General features: G+C 56.0%; 15 protein-coding genes. 5 read left to right on the top strand and 10 right to left on the bottom strand.

The genetic code is table 11. The annotated features are described in order from the left end of the window. Positions 1-29 precede the first annotated feature (29 nt). Together C1J03_RS21605 and C1J03_RS21600 are read right to left on the bottom strand one after the other, a co-directional pair. Positions 30-410, bottom strand: a complete 381-nt coding sequence (locus C1J03_RS21605; protein WP_114888458.1) for an HIT domain-containing protein — start codon at positions 408-410, stop codon at positions 30-32. A gap of 10 nt (positions 411-420) precedes the next feature. Then, the gene (locus tag C1J03_RS21600; protein WP_114888457.1) at positions 421-1,998 is read right to left on the bottom strand and encodes a DUF5928 domain-containing protein; all 1,578 of its coding nucleotides are present in this window, start codon (positions 1,996-1,998) and stop codon (positions 421-423) included. Positions 1,999-2,140: 142 nt separating this feature from the next. Here C1J03_RS21600 and C1J03_RS21595 point away from each other — a divergent pair, with 142 nt between their 5' ends. From C1J03_RS21595 to maiA, 3 genes are all read left to right on the top strand, one after another. After that, on the top strand, positions 2,141-2,959 hold the full coding sequence (locus tag C1J03_RS21595; protein WP_114888456.1) for a sulfotransferase family protein: 819 nt from the start codon (positions 2,141-2,143) through the stop codon (positions 2,957-2,959). 120 nt (positions 2,960-3,079) lie between these two features. Beyond that, positions 3,080-3,775: a fumarylacetoacetate hydrolase family protein gene (locus C1J03_RS21590; protein WP_114888455.1), complete on the top strand. Its 696-nt coding sequence runs from the start codon at positions 3,080-3,082 to the stop codon at positions 3,773-3,775. Continuing rightward, a complete protein-coding gene (gene maiA / locus C1J03_RS21585; protein WP_114888454.1) occupies positions 3,772-4,419 on the top strand; it encodes a maleylacetoacetate isomerase in 648 nt (215 codons plus the stop codon). Before C1J03_RS21590 ends, maiA begins: the two co-directional genes overlap by 4 nt. Before the next feature lie 6 nt (positions 4,420-4,425). Here the strand turns inward: maiA and C1J03_RS21580 are convergent, their stop codons facing one another. The 6 genes from C1J03_RS21580 to C1J03_RS21555 form a co-directional block, all read right to left on the bottom strand. Continuing rightward, on the bottom strand, positions 4,426-5,013 hold the full coding sequence (locus C1J03_RS21580; protein WP_114888453.1) for a DUF805 domain-containing protein: 588 nt from the start codon (positions 5,011-5,013) through the stop codon (positions 4,426-4,428). A 73-nt stretch (positions 5,014-5,086) separates the two neighbouring features. After that, a complete protein-coding gene (locus C1J03_RS21575; RefSeq protein WP_114888452.1) occupies positions 5,087-6,076 on the bottom strand; it encodes a P1 family peptidase in 990 nt (329 codons plus the stop codon). Between the two features lie 64 nt (positions 6,077-6,140). After that, positions 6,141-7,598: an aldehyde dehydrogenase family protein gene (locus C1J03_RS21570; RefSeq protein ID WP_114888451.1), complete on the bottom strand. Its 1,458-nt coding sequence runs from the start codon at positions 7,596-7,598 to the stop codon at positions 6,141-6,143. After that, positions 7,595-9,199 (bottom strand): ABC transporter ATP-binding protein, encoded by a 1,605-nt coding sequence (locus tag C1J03_RS21565; RefSeq protein ID WP_114888450.1) that lies wholly within the window; start codon positions 9,197-9,199, stop codon positions 7,595-7,597. The genes C1J03_RS21570 and C1J03_RS21565 overlap by 4 nt, the downstream gene beginning before the upstream one ends. Continuing rightward, complete coding sequence (locus tag C1J03_RS21560) at positions 9,196-10,011, bottom strand: ABC transporter permease (RefSeq protein ID WP_114888449.1); 816 nt, start codon at positions 10,009-10,011, stop codon at positions 9,196-9,198. The genes C1J03_RS21565 and C1J03_RS21560 overlap by 4 nt, the downstream gene beginning before the upstream one ends. Next, the gene (locus C1J03_RS21555) at positions 10,008-10,955 is read right to left on the bottom strand and encodes an ABC transporter permease (protein WP_114888448.1); all 948 of its coding nucleotides are present in this window, start codon (positions 10,953-10,955) and stop codon (positions 10,008-10,010) included. The genes C1J03_RS21560 and C1J03_RS21555 overlap by 4 nt, the downstream gene beginning before the upstream one ends. Positions 10,956-11,041: 86 nt before the next feature. On the opposite strand from C1J03_RS21555, the gene C1J03_RS21550 reads away from it, so the two are divergent. Next, positions 11,042-12,163 carry an acetoin utilization protein AcuC gene (locus tag C1J03_RS21550; RefSeq protein ID WP_114888447.1) on the top strand — a complete coding sequence of 374 codons (1,122 nt, stop codon included), beginning with the start codon at positions 11,042-11,044 and terminating at the stop codon, positions 12,161-12,163. Positions 12,164-12,221: 58 nt separating this feature from the next. On the opposite strand, the gene C1J03_RS21545 is transcribed toward C1J03_RS21550, so the two are convergent. Continuing rightward, on the bottom strand, positions 12,222-13,700 hold the full coding sequence (locus tag C1J03_RS21545) for an ABC transporter substrate-binding protein (RefSeq protein ID WP_114888446.1): 1,479 nt from the start codon (positions 13,698-13,700) through the stop codon (positions 12,222-12,224). Between the two features lie 126 nt (positions 13,701-13,826). Here C1J03_RS21545 and C1J03_RS21540 point away from each other — a divergent pair, with 126 nt between their 5' ends. Further along, positions 13,827-15,074, top strand: a complete 1,248-nt coding sequence (locus C1J03_RS21540; RefSeq protein WP_174234485.1) for an Hsp70 family protein — start codon at positions 13,827-13,829, stop codon at positions 15,072-15,074. Here C1J03_RS21540 and C1J03_RS21535 read toward each other — a convergent pair. Beyond that, on the bottom strand, positions 15,064-16,341 hold the full coding sequence (locus C1J03_RS21535; protein ID WP_114888445.1) for an acetylornithine deacetylase/succinyl-diaminopimelate desuccinylase family protein: 1,278 nt from the start codon (positions 16,339-16,341) through the stop codon (positions 15,064-15,066). The genes C1J03_RS21540 and C1J03_RS21535 overlap by 11 nt on opposite strands. Between the last annotated feature and the right edge of the window lie 103 nt (positions 16,342-16,444).

Below are 16,444 nucleotides of genomic sequence, written 5' to 3'. Positions count from 1 at the left end.
GATAGTATCCGCCAAACTAAGCGGCGTACTCAGGTCGCTGGAGGGACCATGCGGCCCATCCGGCGGCCACCCAGAATATGAACATGCAGGTGCGGGACATCCTGAACGCCATGGACACCTGCATTGCTGATCAAGCGGTATCCTTCGGCGCTATCGGGTTTGACGCCCTCTATTTCGCAGACCTTTGCGATAGCGCGCGTGTAGTCAATAATTTCCGCGTCTGACGCAGTTGCCGCAAAATGATCGTAGCTGACATAAGCTCCCTTTGGGATAATCAACACGTGCACGGGTGCCTGAGGTTCGATGTCGCGGAAGGCTAGTGTGTGCTCAGTCTCCAACACTGTGGTGTTCGGGATTTCGCCGCGCAGGATTTTGGCAAAGATGTTCTGGTCGTCATAGGCGTAGGCCATTGAGGTATCCTTAATCGGCAAAAAGGTGGTCGGTTGAAGTGATCTGCTTCGCCTTGTCCACAGGAATGGTCAGAAAGTCAGCGAGCGCGTCTGCGTTTGTATCTTGTGATGCGCTTTCACGCATCCGGGAGTGATTTTCAAACTTAGCGTCAAGGATCCGGTCACCCTCAAATATCATATCATTGCGGATCGTCGGGAGCAGCCGGTCGAGGGTGTCTTGGGACGTTTGTTCGCCAGCGAGACCGACGCGCATGGCATGCCCAATGAGGTAGTCATCTGAGAACTGGCATTCGATTTCCAGCAAGCGCGTCACAGAGCGGTCAGAAGCGAAGTCATTCAGCAGATCAAGGTTGCCGGGGTCCATACAGACGATCAGGCGATCGGTCTCGAAATAGTCAAACAGCATCCGCATCAATGAGCGACGATGCCGGGTACGTTTTTCGAGCGTTTTCTGGATGCCGCCAAGGTCAGGCAGGGGCGTGTCTTCTTCGTTAAAGAGGTACTCGATCGCGGGTACATTTGTGGTTTGGCGGATGCGTTCCAGCACGCGTTTCGCGACATGCCATTTCTTGCAAACCACGATAAGCAGTTCGCGCTCGCGGCCCAAAGTACTTTCAGTTTCCCAAAAACGGGTAGAAAAACGGCGCCCGATGCGGCCTCGACCTGTCAGAAACTTGAACAGGCTGCGTCCTTCGTTGCTGATCTCGAACTGCACTTTTTGCGCCGCGTAAAGCAGGCCAAGGCGGCGCTTGAGATCATGCGCTTCTGCACTGATCTTACGGGCAAAAAGATAGTCTTGGCTGACCAGTAGATCGTAGTGGTCATTGTAAAAGGTAACAGGCATGCCGTAATCCGTGAACATTAAGAATGTCAGCGTACGGGTGCGAATTTCCTCTTCCGGAACAAGATGGTGCACAAGCGTCTGAAAAAAGGTCTCATCCGGAATCCATGTGGTTTTGAAAAACCGCATGACATCCCGACGCTGTTTGGCGAAGTCGAGAACCCATTCGATTGTGCGGCGGCGCAGACACCACCATTGGCTGCCGATTTGAACTTGGATGTCAGCGGGGATGCTGCGGGTCATTTGCAATTTTCGTTGCAGATTGAAGGCTGCATAAAACAGTTTTTTCTGCGTTCGTTCGTTAAAGAAATGACGGTAAATCAGCCGCTCTTCCTTCATGCCAGTCTTGATCCAGTCACTTTCGAGATAGTCAAAGCTCTCGATGAAATCAACATCATGGTCATCAAGAAACTGGTGGGTGTATTCGGCAGATTTGATCGCCATGCAGTCGCCTGAAAGCATGTAGAAATGCGTGGCGCGCGGGAAGGCATCAATTGCGGATGTCAGAGCATGGAGGGTTGCTTGCACCAGCGACCATTCGCCCCAGCCACAACGGATGCGTTTTTGGGCGAACGTAACGTTGGGATTTGCGCTCAAAGCCTCAGAAATTGCGAGGAATTCTTCCGGATTTGCGGATGCATCAAAGTGAATCGACATGTAGTCGCCCACAGCTGTCAGCCGCTCCGCCTGCTTGATAATGGCGTCCGGGTCCTTGTGACACAGCAATATGTAGGCAATTTTTGCCATTTAAGAAACGATGAACCCCATTTTGCACTACTGTTTGACAAGATAAAGGTGAACACCGATTGAATAAACAGCATTTATTTGCTTTTTTAGGATCAGTTCAATCTGTGACAAGAAAACAGGTGGGCAGAGCAGGAGGCGGTTTATGGGTTTTCCCGGTACGTGGATGACGGAGAGTGAAAGCGTGGTGTACCGTGTGGTGCCCAAATGTGCGTGCTCCAGCATAGGTCAGATCATGTATTACTCTGATCATGGTGAGTTTTTTGATGGCGATATCCATGATGCCAAGTCTGGCCTGCACAAATGGGCGCTGGACGAAAGCCAGTTGCCGATCGCGACGAATGTGCAAAACCACACCTCGTACGCCTTTACCTGCGTCCGAAATCCTTACACGCGGATATTGAGTTCGTTTTTCGACAAAATTTGCGGCATCCAGCGCAACGGAAAGCGGTACCGTGGCAACCTCGTGCCGCTACTGATCCAAAAATATGGCATCGACGTTGGCGGGGATGACGGCAAAGCCGATTTTGACCAAGTTGCCAGCTTTCGCAGGTTTCTATTGTTTGCGCGCGATACCATTCGCTGGCGGCGTCCTATGGACCCTGACATTCATTGGTCTGCGATGTCTGGCCACGTCAGCACATTTATCGCCAATGGTGGGACTTACGACAAGATTGTTTGGACGGAAGCGTTCAATGATGGCATGCAGGACGTGCTGAATTCTGTCGAAACCAAGCATGAGATCAAGCTTGATGGTATCCCGCGGTTCAACGAAAGCGAAGGGCATGGCCCCAAGCGCGCGCACCCGGTTGAGGATTATTTCGACGATCTCTCGATGCATCTGGTCCGGGAAATCTACAAGCGCGACTTTGAGCTTTTCAAATATGACTTTGAAAACCCGGGCAACAAACTCCCCATCGGCGAGATCGACCTTGATGAGGTGCATGCCAAGTTGGGTGACTAACCCGGAGCCTGGACCATTTGAGGTTGCTACACCCTGCGTGGTATTCGCTTTGGGGCTGCTGCGATGCGAGGGCTTTCTGTAACCGGTTCACAACGAAATCCAGAATAAAGGACACCAGTGATGAGCTATGTTTTTGAGCCGCTGCAACAAGCAAGCCTTGCCGTCAGAGGCACAACTGATCGGTTCCCGGTGCGGCGCATTTTCTGTGTGGGGCGCAATTATGAGGCGCATGCCCGTGAGATGGGCAATGACCCTAGCCGAGAGCCGCCGTTCTTTTTCACCAAGCCAGCTGATGCCGTTGTCGATACGCCCTGCACGTTGGCCTATCCAACACTAACTGATGATCTGCATCACGAGATCGAATTGGTGATCGCGATCGGCAAAGGAGGCGCGAATGTTGCCGAAGCCGATGTGATGGATCATGTCTGGGGGGCCTCTGTCGGGATTGACATGACTCGCCGTGATTTGCAGGCAGATGCCAAGAAAACTGGCCGTCCGTGGGACATGGCCAAAGGGTTCGATCAATCAGCGCCCATTGCGCCGCTTATGCCATTGCGGGATGTGCCAAGCGTTGAGAAGGGCCGCATCTGGCTCGCGGTGAATGGTACTTTGCGGCAAGAGGGAGATTTGGCCGATTTGATCTGGTCGGTGCGAGAGCATGTCGCCACCTTAAGTCGCGCGGTAACCTTGGCACCCGGTGATTTAATCATGACTGGGACACCCGCAGGCGTTGCTGCGGTAGTTCCGGGTGATGTGATGACCGGCGGTGTCGACGGCATCGGAGAGCTAGAAGTCACGATTGGAAACCGCGCGTGAGCAATTTGCAGCTGCATAATTACTTCAGGTCTTCGACCTCTGTTCGAGTGCGCGCAGCATTGAACCTCAAGGGACTGTCTTACGATTATATCCCTTTGTCATTGCTCAAGGGCGAGCAAGCGAGCGCTGATCATCTGGCCCTAAACCCGTCGGGGCTTGTGCCGACATTGGTGACCCCGCAAGGCGCGCTGCCGCAATCTCTGGCGATCCTAGAATGGCTGGACGAAGTGCATCCCGAACCGGCGTTGTTGCCCCGCGATGCTTGGGCGCGCGCGCGGGTTCGGTCGTTGGCCCATATCATTGCGCTCGATGTGCATCCGGTGAACAATTTGCGTATTTTGCAGCATCTCGAGGCTGAATACGGTGTTGATGCGGAGGGCAAAGCGGCGTGGTTTGGCAAATGGGCTCATGCTGGAATGGCAGCCCTTGAGGCGCGATTGGCGTCTGAGCCAGAGACCGGTACATTTTGCCATGGAGAGACCGTAGGCCTAGCCGACCTTTGCCTTTATGCGCAGGTTCTCAACAACGGTCGTTTCGGGGTCACGCTTGAGGACTACCCTACGATCGCGCGTATTCAAGACGCCTGCATGGATATTCCCGCTCTGGAAAAGGCCGCGCCAGCCAATCAAATCGACGCGACCTAGGCTGCATTATACAGGGTCGCCGTATGGGTTGGGCGTCTCTTCCCCTTTGGTGGAGAAAAATACGATGAGAACAATGAGACCGACAATTGGGATTAGGATCAGCAGGAGCCACCAACCTCGGCGACCGATGTCATGCAATCGACGTGCAGCGACAGCAATACCTGGGATAAGGGTGATAAGGCTTAAGATGCTATTTATCGGTCCGACATCATAAAACCCGAACGTGCTATCGATAATGCCCGTCCCAATCCCAAGAATTATCATCCAAAGCGTCCAGAACCAAAATTGCGGCCTGTTTGAGCGGCCTTTGAAATCGACATAGCGGGAGAAACCATCTTTTAGCGCACCGACAAAAGTCGATGCATCTTCACGCGGACGGGCAATATTCTCTCTGGCAGGCGCATGCGATGCCATCATCGGGATTGCGGTCCCTTTCATCTGTCCAAGAGGCAGCCAATCGTCCATCCCTTCCTGCCAGACAAGTGTATCGGCGCGCACTGTGCCATTCGCGATCAGGCCATCCAGTTCATCTTGATTGATTGGCCCATAAGAAGTGCCTTCAAGGGCATAATGCCAACCTAGAGAATTGTTCATCTGAGGTGTCCTTCGGGTTTTCTATTCGTTTTGCGGGCAGGTTAGCCTGAGTTTTAGTTCGCGAAAAGGTCGCTCATGAATTCTGGGTGGACCAACAAGGCAGCAAATCGTTCGGTGCCGGGGTTGCTGCAAAGACAGCGCGCGCGATCGCCCGGCTGAGGCAAAGGGCAGCTGCGTGGCCGATCAGTAACGTGTCTCCCTCAGGTTTGCTCCCTGTCGACAAGGCAAAAACCAGATCGCCGTCATGGGGCGTGTGTGCAGGGACTGTGGCGCGCGCGATGCCGTCATGAGCGGCCGTAGCGACGCGGTGACAGGCAGCCTTGCTGAGGGTCGCGTCCGTTGCCACGATGGCAATGGTGGTATTCGTGCGCGGGTTCAGGGCAACGCTTTTGCGACTGTCCAGTGACCGGCCAAGGCCCGTTGCGGTATCAGGCCCAACCCCACCGAATTCGCCATCAATCTCAAAAGGGGCCGCATAGAAATGGCGATCGCCCGGCGTGGTGACCGAACCGACGGGGTTCACGCCTACCAAAGCGGCCACGGTACTGCCATCGGGGAGAACCAGTGACGCGGTACCAAGACCGCCTTTGAGCATCGCTGTCAGTGCCCCAGTTCCGGCACCGACGCTGCCAACATCAAAGGTTTGAGATGCTGTGCGGTAGGCTTCAAGACCGAGCGCTGCATAGGGGTTTTGCGTCCAACCCTTGGTGCCGCCATTCAGAAGATCAAATAGGATCGCACCGGGCACCAGTGGGATCAGTGCATCACCAACCTGAAAGCCACGCCCATCAGCGCGCAGCCCTTCCATCACGCCGGAACACGCATCTAAGCCGAACGCGGATCCACCAGACAAAACCAGTGCATCGACAGCATCAACGGTCTTATCGGGCGCCAGCAGATCAGTCTCGCGGGTGCCGGGTGCGCCGCCCATGACGTGAACCGAGGCCACAAATGGCTTGTCCCCGACAACCACTGTCGTGCCTGACTTCAATGCATCGTCTTGGGCGTTACCAACCCGTAGGCCAGGGACGTCAGTGAGGCTGTTACGGGGTCCGGGGATCATATTTGTGGCCTTTTGAATAATGCCTGAGCGACGATATCTTGATCTTTGCGGCAGGCCAAGCGGGTCAGCCGTGATAGGCGGCGACGGTCTTGAGCTGGGAAAAGCCATACAGTGCTTCGAACCCTTTTTCACGTCCATGGCCGGATTTTCCGACACCACCAAAGGGCAGCTCTACCCCGCCACCGGCCCCGTAGTTGTTGATAAATATCTGTCCCGCCTGAAGCGCCTTAGCGAGCCGCATTTGACGTGCGCCGTTCTGGGTCCAGATGCTAGCGACCAGCCCATAGTCTGTACTGTTCGCAATGCGGATCGCTTCTTCTTCGGTGTCAAAGGGGATGATGACTTGCACAGGCCCAAAGATTTCATCGCGTGCCAACACATGGTCTGGGGGCACATCGGCAAAGAGCGTGGGCAAGACGTAGGCCCCGGTATCTGTGGCCCCAACAAACTGGCCTTGCGCGACAAGTTTCAGGTCTTGGCCCTTGGCGATAAACCCGTTGACGATATCCTTTTGGCGCTGGGAAATCAGGGGACCAACTTGCTGGTCATCCAGCGCAGGTCCAACCGTCAGCGCGCTGTAGGCTTCGGCCATACGGCCGCGTATCTTTTCATAGATAGGGCGCTGGACTAGAATACGCGAAGATGCCGAACAGGTTTGCCCCGCGTTTTGAATACCTGCGTTGACCAAGTAGGGAAGAGCCGCATCGATATCGGCATCCTCAAACACCAACTGTGGAGATTTTCCGCCTAACTCCAGCGTGACCGGGACAACGTTGCGCCCTGCTGCTTGCTGGATCAATGCGCCGGTTCGGACCGAACCAGTAAACGAGATATGGTGCACACCTGAATGCTCCGACAGCGCGGCCCCGGCCTCAGCCCCTAGTCCTGGCACTACGTTCAACGCGCCGGGCGGCAGGCCTGCATCGGTGCAGATATGTGCAAATGCGAGCGCGGTTAGGCAGGCTTCTTCGGCCGGTTTTAACACGCAAGCATTGCCCATTGCCAATGCTGCGCCAACCGAGCGGCCGATGATCTGCATCGGATAATTCCACGGTACGATATGGCCCGTCACGCCATGCGGTTCACGCAACGTATAGACGGTGTAGCCGTCGAGATATGGGATGGTCTGGCCATGCAGTTTGTCAGCGGCACCTCCGTAGAATTCCATATAACGGGCAAGTGCAATCACATCCGCGCGGGCCTGAGAGAGTGGCTTGCCCACATCCAGCGCTTCGAGCGTTGCAAGTTGACCGATCCTTTCAAGCACCGCTGTACCAATGCGCGTGAGAACCCGCCCGCGTTCCAAGGCTGTCATGCGACCCCAATCACCGGCACGTGCCACGTGGGCTGCTGCGACGGCAGCATCAATGTCAGGCTGTTGTCCGCGTGCAATCACAGCGAGGGCACCGCCGTCAGAAGGGTTCACAAGCGGCAGCGTCTCTCCACCCTTTGCGGCCACCCATTTTCCTCCGATCAGACAAAGTGAGGGGTCAAACCAAAGAGCGTCATGAGTATCGGTCATAGGGCAATTTCCTGAGTATTAAGATCGGGCAGCACCGGTGCCGCAGCAATCAATTCGCGGGTGTAGGGGTGTTGGGGGTTGTTAAAGACGTCGGCCGTTGCACCCTCTTCGACGATCTTGCCGGACTTCATGACCAGCACCCTATCAGTGACGCTGCGCACGACGCTGAGGTCATGAGAGACAAACAGATAGCTAAGATCATAGGCCGCACAAAGTTCTGCCAACAAATCGAGGATCTTCGCGCGGACCGAAACATCCAGCGCGCTGACCGCTTCGTCAAACAGGATCAGATCTGGCCGAATGATCAAGGAACGCGCGATTGCAATACGTTGGCGTTGCCCGCCGGAGAATTCGTGAATGTACTTCTGCGCATCTTGAGGATTGAGGCCAACAGCGCTCAGAGCCTCATCAATGGCACGGGTCCGATCTGCACCTCGTGGTGGGTCTTCGAGCAGATGAAATGGCTCCGTAACAAGGCGGGCAACCTTGTGGCGGGGATTAAAGCTACCAAAGGGGTCCTGAAAAACGACCTGCATTTGCCGGCGCACGGCGAGGTTTGGCAAGCCATTGGTGAAAACGGGCGCGCCTTTTAGAGTAATAGCCCCTTCCTGCACTTCTTCTAGCCCCAGAATAGCACGGGTAAGTGTGGATTTTCCGCACCCGGATTCGCCAACCAGACCCAACCGTTCACCGCGGTTCAGTACAAAACTCACATTATCGACCGCACGGAAATGACCCGGCTTGGCAAAGAGCGTTTTGCGCGGGATGCGGTAATCGCGGCTGATGCCTTTGACCTCCAACAAGGGCGCAGGAGGCGGAGCAGGCGGCAAGTTGACTTTATGCGCCGAGGCGGCAAATAGCATCCGCGTATAAGGGTGCTGCATGTTGAACATCAGATCGGTGGTGGCACCGCGTTCAACGATCTCTCCGTGTCGCATGACGATGATCTTATCAGCCATCTGAGAAACGACGGCCAGATCGTGGGTGATCATCAACAGCCCCATGCCGTCGTCACGCGCAAGCTGGGTGAGCAATTCAAGGATTTGCGCCTGCGTGGTCACGTCCAACGCCGTGGTTGGTTCATCTGCGATCAGTAAACGAGGTTTGAGCGCGATCGCCATCGCAATGACCACACGTTGACGCTGTCCTCCCGACAGCTCATGCGGGTAGCGTGACAGCGGAAAATCCGCATTGGGCAATCCGACGCGTTCAAGGGTCTGTGCAGCGCGGATCATCGCTTCAGTTTTGGATGCATTGGTATGGATAAGGATTGTCTCAGCGACCTGTGCGCCGATGGTCTTAACCGGGTTCAAGGCCGTCATGGGTTCCTGAAACACCATCCCCATGTCGTTCCCTCGTAAGGCACACAGGGCCCGTTCTGGTAGCGTGGTCAAAGCTTGATCGTCCAGCAGAATATTGCCCGTTGAGGTCGTCCCCTTGGGCAACAATTGCATGATGCTAAGTGCGGTAAGTGATTTTCCTGAACCGCTTTCGCCTGTCACCGCAACGATTTCTCCCGCCGCGATGTCAAAGCTAACGTCTTTCAGGATCGACAACCCATGGATCGATAAGGACAGGTTTTGAACGCTCAAAAGGGTCATGCCCGCGTGATCCTTAAACGTGGATCAAGCACATCGCGCAGACCGTCACCCATCAGGTTCAGCCCTAGAACGGTAAAGATGATCGCAAACCCCGGCATCAACGCCATGTGAGGCGCAATGCTGACAAGGGTTTGCGCATCAGCCAGCATTCGGCCCCAAGACGGCGTCGGAGGTTGCGCGCCAAGGCCCACATAGCTCAGCCCTGCTTCCGCAAGAATACCCAAGCTAAACTGAATGGTGCCCTGTACGATCAGCAGGTTTGCGAGGTTTGGCAGGATATGTTCGGTCGAGATACGCACAGCAGATTTGCCAGCGACACGCGCAGCCATGATGAATTCGCGCTCCCACAGGCTGAGTGCTGCCCCGCGTGTGATCCGCGCAAAAACGGGGATGTTAAAGATACCGATGGCGATGATCGCATTGACCGCCCCGGCTCCAAAAATTGCTGTGATCAGGATCGCGATGACAAGGCTGGGAAACGCAAAGATCAGATCATTGCCGCGCATGATAACTTCGTCCAGCATCGAGCCCCGCCGTGCTGCTGCCCACAAACCCAGCGGAACGCCCAGCCCCATGCCAATCCCGACCGCCACCAATGCGACTGCAATGGACGTGCGCGCGCCGACCATGATCATGCTGAGGATGTCGCGCCCTAGATGGTCGGTCCCCAACAGATGTAGGGCACTGGGGGCTTGGAGTTTATTAGGGATATTCAGGGCGGTATGGCTGAAGGGCGTCCAGAAGAACGACAGCAGCGCCGCCGCGACGAACACGCCGGTAAGCAACCCACCAAGGATCAAATTGCGCCTCACGTGCGAGACCTCAATCGGGGGTCCACTGCAGCATAGGCGAGATCAACTATGAAATTCACCATGATCACGGCGAAGACCAGCAACATGACCACGGATTCCACAACAATCAGGTCGCGGGCAGAAATGGATTGAAACACCAGACGACCTAGGCCGGGCAAGTAGAACACCTGTTCAATGATGATTGCCCCAGCCAGCAGGAAGGAAAACTGCAGGCCGATGATTGTCAGCACCGGAATAAGCGCATTGCGCAAGCCGTGCCGCCAGAGCGCCTGACGCTCAGATAGCCCTTTGGCGCGTGCAGTGCGCATGAAGTCCTCGCCCAGCACATCCAACAGCGCCGACCGCATAACCCGGGCAAGGATCGCAGCTTGCGGCAGGGCCAGTGCGATCGCAGGGAGGGTGAGGGAATGGAGCCCGGCCCAAAGTCCCTTGTCCCATCCGGCAAATCCGCCAGCAGAGAACCAACGCAGATTGATCGCAAAGATCAAAACCAGCATCATAGCAAACCAGAAATTCGGGATCGCGACCCCTAGTTGTGTGGCCCCCATCACCCCAATATCGCCCGCCTGACCACGACGCGCGGCGGCGTAGATGCCAGCGGGAAACGCGATCAACATCGAAAGGGCGAGTGCATAAAGCGAGAGCGGCAATGACACCCAGAGCCGGGCGGCGATCATTTCGGACACCGGTGTGCGGTATGTATAAGAGGTGCCAAAATCGCCCGTCAACATGCCAGACACCCACGCCAGATAACGCTGAGTTTTCGACACATCCAGACCCAGCTCTGTGCGCAGAGCGGCCAAAGTATCGGGTTGCGCATTGATCCCCAGCATGAAGGACGCAGGATCGCCCGGAGCGACCTCGATCACAGCAAAAATGACCAGCGACGCAATAGCGAGGCTGATCAGCAAGGACATGAGACGTTTGAGTGAATAGCGCAGCATTGCCAGAGGTTAGGCCAAGCGCGCAGGAAGGGTCCAGCGCCGTTTTCAGCGCTGGACGGCAAAGTGGCGAGTGCTAGGTTTGGTTTGTGGACATACCCCAATTCATAGGACACGAGATTTTCCGCGGCTCCAGTTATGGGCGCTGGCATCCGTTGCGCGTGCCGCGTGTCTCAACGGTGATGGATCTAAGCCGTGCGATGGGCTGGCTGCCAAAGTCGCAGTTCATCACTTCGCCGCGTGCCAAGCCCTCTGCCCTGAGCCATTGGCATGACCCAGAGTATATCGCGGCGTTACAGCGGGTGGAGGGGGATCAAATCGCCACCCCTCAGGACTTGGCACGTCACGGCATCGGCAGTCCCACAAATCCCGTCTTTCCCGAGATTTTTCGCCGCCCCGCAACCGCCGCTGGTGGGTCTATCCTTGCCGGAGAACTGCTCGCCAAAAGTGGCGTGATCTATAATCCGGCGGGCGGCACGCATCACGGGATGCCGGGCAGGGCCAATGGTTTTTGTTATCTCAACGATCCGGTTCTGGCGATGCTGTCGCTCCGGCATAATGGCGTGCGACGGATCGCCTATGTTGATATTGATGCGCACCATCCAGATGGCGTTGAAGTGGGGTTTGGCGGTGACCCTGATTGCTTGATGATCTCGGTTCATGAGGACAGGCTTTGGCCGCGAACCGGCGCAATTGACAATGACGCTGGGGGGAACGGGTTTAATATGGCCGTCCCACGCGGGCTTAATGACAGTGAGATGGCGTATATTCGCGATGTCCTGATCTTGCCCAAAGTGGCAGATTTTGCACCCGATGCGATTGTGTTTTTATGCGGTGCTGACGCTGTGGAAGAAGATCCGCTGTCGCATCTTTGCCTTAGCAATAACGCCCATTGGGCAGTGCTGCGCGGGTTAATGGCCTTGGCCGCTCCCCGTCTGCTGGTGTTGGGTGGCGGCGGTTACAATCCTTGGTCTGTCGGGCGGCTTTGGACCGGAGTGTGGGCGACGTTGAATGATTATGACATTCCGACCCGCATACCCGCGCAAGCAGAGGTCGTGCTGCGCGGCTTACGATTTGACGGTAACCGCCGGGGCAAGAACCCACCTGAGCATTGGTTCACAACACTGCGCGATGCCCCGCGAGAGGGGGCCGTACGAGATGTAGTCCGGCATTCCGTCGAGGTCTTGAATGCACGATCAATGCCAGCCTGATACAAAAAAAGGCCCCTGCACCAGCAGAGGCCCTTTTTATTTTCAATGACAGTGGAAGTTACTCTGACCAGCTGACGCCAGTTAGGTCAGTGGCCTGTGTGGGTGCGTTGACCCAAAGACCCTGCAATCCGGCTTTGGCGACACCCAATGCCGCCAGCTGAAAGAGGTAGCCGTTGACGTAGTCTTCCGCGATGATCTTTTGCGCATCGCCCATTAGTTTGGTGCGCGTTGCCGGATCGCTGGTTGCGGTGAGGGTCGTCATCAACTCTTGGAACTCCGGATTGTCGTATTGGAAATAATAGTCGGGGTTGGCGTAGATCCCGATGTCCATTGGCTCCGTGTGGCTGACGATGCTGAGGCCAAAGTTCTTGCCGCGAAACACGGTTTCCAGCCATTGAGCCCATTCGACATTGTTAATCTTGGCTGTGATGCGAACCTCAGCAAGCTGGGCTGCGATGATTTCGCCGCCGCGCCGCGCGTAGGAGGGCGGTGGCAGATCAAGTGTCGTCTCAAACCCATCGGGGAATCCCGCTTCGGCCAGCAGTGCTTTGGACTTTTCAGGGTCAAAATTGCTCAGCCCGGTTTGGTCGACATACGCAGGGTTGTGCGGTGCGAAATGCGCGCCAATGGGTGTGCCATAGCCAAACATCGCGCCATCAATGATCGCCTGGCGGTCGATCGCATGAGCCACAGCGGCACGCACCAGTTTGTTGTCAAACGGCGCTTGCTTGTTGTTCATTGAGAGAATGGTCTCCCCCTCAGAGGACCCGACAAGCACCTGAAAACGGTCATCGGCTTCGAACTGAGGCAGATTTTCAGGGGCAGGGAAGCCGTTAAAGTAATCCACATCCTCCGCCATCAACGACGCAAAGGCGGCCGTTGGGTCAGAGATGAATTTGAACGTGACGTTGTCCAATGCGGCGGGCGTGCCCCAGTAATCAGGGTTGCGGCTCAGTTCGATCTTGTCGCCCTGGGTCCAATTGTCGAACTTAAATGCGCCTGTGCCGATTGGCTTTTGCTTGATCTCGCCAATGCTCTCGACTGCGACAATGACCGCATCGCCCCAAGCCATATTGAAGAGGAAATTGCCGTCAGGTTTTTTCAGACGCACGGTAATGGTCTGCGGGTCCACGATGGTGACGGTGTCTATGTTTTCAAACAGGCCTTTTTGCGCATTCACACTGTCATCAGCACGGGCACGGTCGAGTGAGAATTTCACATCCTCGGCATCCATTGTCGTGCCGTCATGGAACGTGACGCCAGATTGCAAATGAAAGGTATAATCGCAACCATCTGCAGAGATGTCCCAACGCGCGGCCAGGCCTGAAATGATGCCCCCGTTGCTGTCAAAGCGGGTCAGCCCTTCGAACACATTCGAATACAGCACCGAATCGATGGCACCCGCAGCAGCGCTGGTCGGATCAAGGTGGGGTGGCTCAAGCTGAAGGGCCACGGTGATGTCATCTTTGGCCAAGGCAGCACCTGAAAGCAATGCGGCGGCGCTGACACCCAGCAAAAGGGAACGGAGGTGGAACATGGATATCTCCCGGTTTGATTTGAACGCAGGCTAGACAATTGGGGTGCTACTGACCAGAGCTTGCTTGCCTTTCCGGTGGGTCGGACGTAGGGACGCGATCCTGTTTGAAGTATGAAGGTGGGACGTATGTCAGTTCTGGGTGTCGATTTCGGAACGTCCAATTCAGCGGCCGGTGTAGCGCCAGCCGGTGTGCCGCAGTTGATCGCGTTGGAGCCCGGCCAGCAGACCCTGCCGACTGCGGTCTTCTTTGATTTCGAGGACAGAAAGATGCTGGTGGGGCAGCGCGCCAACGACGCACTTCTGGGCGGTGACGAGGGCCTCTATATGCGGGCGTTGAAATCGTTGTTGGGCACAAGTCTGATGCGCGAGACGCGCAGCCTATTGGGCGAACGGATTGATTTCATCGAGATCACATCGCGGTTTTTGCGGCAGATCAAGACACAAGCCGAAGCGGCAACAGGCGACACATATGACCGTGTTTTGTCAGGTCGCCCAGTGATGTTTCACAGCTCCGATCCTGCGCGCAACGCCCAAGCCGAAGTAGATCTACGCGACGCTTACCTGCGGGCTGGGTTTGCTGAAGTGCGGTTTATGAATGAGCCAGAAGCCGCGGCGTTGGCCAACCGTGATGTCCTGAACGAAGGCGATCTGGGTCTCATTCTTGATATTGGTGGCGGTACGTCTGACTTCACATTGTTTCGGCATGAAGGCGACGGGATCAACATCTTGGGCAGTCATGGCGTGCGCGTAGGTGGTACGGATTTTGACCGTGCGCTTAGCATCGCGCATGTGATGCCGTTGTTGGGGAAAGGATCGCCCATTCGGCATGCCTTTGGGCCCGATACTCACCCTGCGCCGCATAAGATATTCAATGACTTGGCGACATGGCAAAAAATCCCGTTTCTTTATGCACAAGACACCCGCCGCGCCGCGCGGGAGCTAGAAAAATACGCGGTTGAAAAGCCGTTGTTCGGTCGGCTGTGTTCTGTTTTGGAAGACGAGCTGGGCCATGATCTGGCCTTTGCCGTCGAAGCGGGCAAGATCGCTGCGAATGGCGGCGGCGGAGAGGCGGCAATTGCATTGAATGTGCTGGAGCGTGGCCTGTCAGTGCCGTTACCAACCCCAATGATGGCTGACACCCTAAGCACGTTGGCGACGGAAATCGGCGATGCGGCAGACACGACATTGCAGTTGGCCGGGGTCAAAGCGGATGCCGTGACCCACTTGATTTTTGTCGGAGGCTCCAGCCTGATGGGTGTCATTGAGGATGCGCTAAGCGCGCGTGTTCCTGCAGCAAAAGTTCAGCGCGGGGCTGCGTTGACGGCAATTGTAGATGGTTTGGCGATTGGCGCTGAGGCTGCGTTTAACGATTAAGTAATAGCGATTCGAGGGCCGCACCCATAACCTTGGCGCTGTCGATCATGTCATCCACGCCAATCCATTCATCGGGTTTATGCGCCAACTCCAACACACCGGGGCCATAAGCGATGCAGTTCTTCAGCTTGCCGATACGGTCGATATGCTTCTGATCATAGGTTCCGGGGGAGGCGACGTAATCAGGTTCCTTGCCGATCACGTCACGGATGGCGCGCGCCACGGTCTGAACCACTGGAGCGTCGCGGTCGGTCATGGACGGTAGAACGGCGTTCAATTCTGTCATCGTATAGTCAAAATCGACGCGCGTTGCCCGCAAGCCTTCGAGCAAGCCCGTAACTTCGTCGCGTACTTGATCCAGTGGTTCTTCGACCAGAAAACGACGATCAATCACGATCCGACAGCTATCGGGGACGCAATGGGCGGGCAGGCCGGTAAAATCATCGTCCTGCTCTTTTTGGCCGCCGTGGATGGAGTTGATGTTCATTGTCGAAGACCGCGCGCCTTCGGGGACAACGGGCATATCTGTTGTGCGTGCTGCCATGGCGGGGAAAAGCTTGTTCTCGAACTCTGAAATAACCGCCCCCATGTGGCGCACGGCACAGTCGCCTAAGAACGGCATGGAACCATGCGCAATCTCGCCCTTGGTCTCAATCTCTGCCCACCAACCACCGCGGTGGCCTAGGCAAATGCGGTCCTTGTTGAGTGGTTCAGGGATGATGACATGCTGCACGCGGGTTGGGTTGAAATACCCCTGTTCGGCCAAATAGGCGACGCCGCCATAGCCACCTGATTCCTCGTCAGCAGTTCCAGAGATTTCGATCGCACCGGCGAAATCGGGGTGGGTTTCAAGGAAAGCCTCTGCCGCGATGATAGAGGTCGCAAGCCCACCTTTCATATCGCAGGCCCCACGCCCGTAAATGCGCCCGTCGGCCAGTTCAGCACCAAAAGGATCAAAGCTCCAACCTTGGCCGACCTCAACCACGTCTGTGTGGCTGTTGAAGTGGACACATTCGCCAGCAACCGTGCCTTCGCGTCGCGCGATGATGTTCCAGCGCGGATATTTATCGCCGTCTCCCGGTGTGCCAATGGCACGGATAAGCTGCGTCTCGAACCCTGCTTTGCGCAGCCTACGGTCAAGATATTCGCAGATCAACCGATAGTCGCGCCCAGGTGGATTTAGGGTCGGGATTCGGATCAAATCTTGTGTCAGGGCGATCAGCTCGTCGCGCTTGGCGTTGATGGCTTCAGAGAGAGGTGTGTTCATGGACCTATGTTTCTACGGTGCTGGCCGATTGGCAAGTGCCTTGAAGCTTTGGTTGCAGCTCACTTTCAAAATAACCCAGTTTCAAGTTTCTGGCTTGGGGTCA

It is taken from the genome of Sulfitobacter sp. SK012 (genome assembly GCF_003352085.1).
Taxonomy (GTDB): Bacteria; Pseudomonadota; Alphaproteobacteria; order Rhodobacterales; family Rhodobacteraceae; genus Sulfitobacter.
The sequence above is the reverse complement of the archived record's forward strand: the minus strand, read 5'-3'. Positions and strand labels throughout refer to the sequence as shown.

Bases quoted from the DNA above. Each gene is read 5' to 3' on its own strand.
- C1J03_RS21605 (WP_114888458.1), bottom strand. From the start codon at position 410: ATGGCCTACGCCTATGACGACCAGAACATCTTTGCCAAAATCCTGCGC.
- C1J03_RS21600 (WP_114888457.1), bottom strand. From the start codon at position 1,998: ATGGCAAAAATTGCCTACATATTGCTGTGTCACAAGGACCCGGACGCC.
- C1J03_RS21595 (WP_114888456.1), top strand. From the start codon at position 2,141: ATGGGTTTTCCCGGTACGTGGATGACGGAGAGTGAAAGCGTGGTGTAC.
- C1J03_RS21590 (WP_114888455.1), top strand. From the start codon at position 3,080: ATGAGCTATGTTTTTGAGCCGCTGCAACAAGCAAGCCTTGCCGTCAGA.
- C1J03_RS21580 (WP_114888453.1), bottom strand. From the start codon at position 5,013: ATGAACAATTCTCTAGGTTGGCATTATGCCCTTGAAGGCACTTCTTAT.
- C1J03_RS21575 (WP_114888452.1), bottom strand. From the start codon at position 6,076: ATGATCCCCGGACCCCGTAACAGCCTCACTGACGTCCCTGGCCTACGG.
- C1J03_RS21570 (WP_114888451.1), bottom strand. From the start codon at position 7,598: ATGACCGATACTCATGACGCTCTTTGGTTTGACCCCTCACTTTGTCTG.
- C1J03_RS21565 (WP_114888450.1), bottom strand. From the start codon at position 9,199: ATGACCCTTTTGAGCGTTCAAAACCTGTCCTTATCGATCCATGGGTTG.
- C1J03_RS21555 (WP_114888448.1), bottom strand. From the start codon at position 10,955: ATGCTGCGCTATTCACTCAAACGTCTCATGTCCTTGCTGATCAGCCTC.
- C1J03_RS21545 (WP_114888446.1), bottom strand. From the start codon at position 13,700: ATGTTCCACCTCCGTTCCCTTTTGCTGGGTGTCAGCGCCGCCGCATTG.
- C1J03_RS21540 (WP_174234485.1), top strand. From the start codon at position 13,827: ATGTCAGTTCTGGGTGTCGATTTCGGAACGTCCAATTCAGCGGCCGGT.
- C1J03_RS21535 (WP_114888445.1), bottom strand. From the start codon at position 16,341: ATGAACACACCTCTCTCTGAAGCCATCAACGCCAAGCGCGACGAGCTG.